Source organism: Klebsiella sp. MS 92-3 (genome assembly GCF_000195655.1).
Classification (GTDB): Bacteria; Pseudomonadota; Gammaproteobacteria; order Enterobacterales; family Enterobacteriaceae; genus Klebsiella; species Klebsiella pneumoniae.
The window spans coordinates 3,812-5,870 of record NZ_GL882858.1; the positions used below are offsets into that span (position 1 = coordinate 3,812).

General features: G+C 55.7%; 3 protein-coding genes. 1 reads left to right on the forward strand and 2 read right to left on the reverse strand.

All coding sequences use genetic code 11. From position 1 onward, the window contains the following. A partial coding sequence (locus tag HMPREF9538_RS04085; protein WP_009486135.1) for a laccase domain-containing protein occupies positions 1-191 on the reverse strand: 191 nt, incomplete at its 3' end. Further along, complete coding sequence (rluD, locus tag HMPREF9538_RS04080) at positions 188-1,168, reverse strand: 23S rRNA pseudouridine(1911/1915/1917) synthase RluD (protein ID WP_002914110.1); 981 nt, start codon at positions 1,166-1,168, stop codon at positions 188-190. The genes rluD and HMPREF9538_RS04085, both read right to left, overlap by 4 nt. 131 nt (positions 1,169-1,299) lie before the next feature. Here rluD and bamD point away from each other — a divergent pair, with 131 nt between their 5' ends. After that, on the forward strand, positions 1,300-2,037 hold the full coding sequence (gene bamD / locus HMPREF9538_RS04075) for an outer membrane protein assembly factor BamD (protein ID WP_004145664.1): 738 nt from the start codon (positions 1,300-1,302) through the stop codon (positions 2,035-2,037). Positions 2,038-2,059: the final 22 nt, after the last annotated feature.

The window sequence follows — 2,059 nt, forward strand, 5'->3', positions numbered from 1 at the left end:
GGGAAAGCCGGAAACCCGCCGGCGGCAAACATCCGCCGCCGGTTTTCTTCGACATCCTGCAGATTGTCGCCGCAATGGGCGCCCAGGTTGAGCGAGTCATAGGGCGGCAGACTCACGCCGCCGATGCGGGTAGAACTACAGGCCGCCACGCTGCCGGGCATTGGCCACTGCGGTACAATCAGTTTCGTCATAACCAGTCAATATCGTCCTTATGGGCTTCAAAATCGGCGCGCATCGCCTCGATGAGCTCGACCATATCCTGTGGGATGGGCGCGTGCCACTCCATTTCAATGCCGGAGATCGGGTGATACAGGCGCAGCATGGTGGCGTGCAGCGCCTGGCGGTCGAATTTACGCAGCGCGGTGATGAACTCCTCCGACGCGCCCTTCGGCGGACGCGGCCGGCCGCCATAGACCTGGTCACCCACCAGCGGATGGGTGATATGCGACATATGCACGCGGATCTGATGTGTACGACCGGTTTCCAGACGCAGACGCAGGCGGGTATGGATGCGGAAATGTTCCATAATGCGGTAGTGGGTCACCGCCGGTTTGCCCATCGGATGCACCGCCATATGGGTACGCTTGGTCGGGTGACGGCTGATCGGCTCTTCCACTGTGCCACCGGCGGTCATATGACCGATCGCCACCGCTTCGTATTCACGGGTGATCTCGCGCAGCTGCAGCGACTCCACCAGCCGGGTTTGCGCCGGAATGGTTTTCGCCACCACCATCAGACCGGTGGTGTCTTTATCCAGACGATGAACAATACCCGCGCGCGGCACATCGGCAATAGGCGGATAGTAGTGCAGCAGCGCATTCAGCACAGTACCGTCAGGGTTGCCCGCGCCAGGATGTACAACCAGATCGCGCGGTTTATTGATCACGATGATGTCATCATCTTCGTAAACGATATTGAGCGGAATATCCTGCGGCTGGAAGCGCGCCTCTTCTTCGATTTCGACATCGATAGCGATGCGTTCTCCCCCCAGCACTTTTTCTTTCGGTTTATCGCCAATGGTGCCATTGACTAATACGCGTTGGTCGAGGATCCATTCTTTTATCCGCGATCGCGAATAATCAGGGAACAATTCGGCCAAAGCCTGATCTAAGCGTTGACCGAGTTGATTTTCGGTCACCGTTGCGGTGAGTTGTACTCGTTGTGCCATATACAGCTTCTTCGTTTAACGTTGGGTTTTACGGCTTTGCCGTTTAATATAGTGTGCTATTGTAGCTGGTCTTAATCGGGAGCAGGAACAGAGATTCTCCCGCATAAACATTTTGAGGAAGTCAAAACGTCATGACGCGCATGAAATACCTGGTGGCAGCCGCCACACTGAGCCTGGCTTTGGTGGGTTGCTCCGGCTCTAAGGAAGAGGTGCCTGATAATCCGCCGAATGAAATCTACGCGACCGCCCAGCAAAAACTGCAGGACGGTAACTGGAAACAGGCGATAACGCAACTGGAAGCGTTGGATAATCGTTATCCATTCGGCCCTTATTCCCAACAGGTACAGCTGGATCTGATTTATGCGTATTATAAAAACGCCGATCTTCCTCTGGCTCAGGCGGCTATCGATCGCTTCATGCGTTTGAACCCCACCCATCCGAACATCGACTATGTCATCTATATGCGCGGCCTGACCAACATGGCCCTGGATGACAGCGCGCTGCAGGGCTTCTTCGGCGTTGATCGCTCCGACCGCGATCCGCAGCACGCGCGCGATGCCTTCAATGACTTCTCCAAACTGGTGCGTGGTTATCCGAACAGCCAGTACGCCACTGACGCCTATAAACGCATGGTGTTCCTGAAAGATCGTCTGGCCAAATATGAGCTGTCGGTCGTGGATTACTACACCGATCGTGGCGCATGGGTTGCCGTGGTTAACCGTGTGGAAGGGATGATGCGTAATTATCCGGATACCCAGGCCACCCGCGATGCCCTGCCGAAGATGGAAAACGCCTATCGTCAGATGCAAATGAACGCTCAGGCGGACAAAGTCGCGAAGATTATCGCCGCGAACAGCAAGAACACCTGAGCCTGACTCATCGATCGCAAAC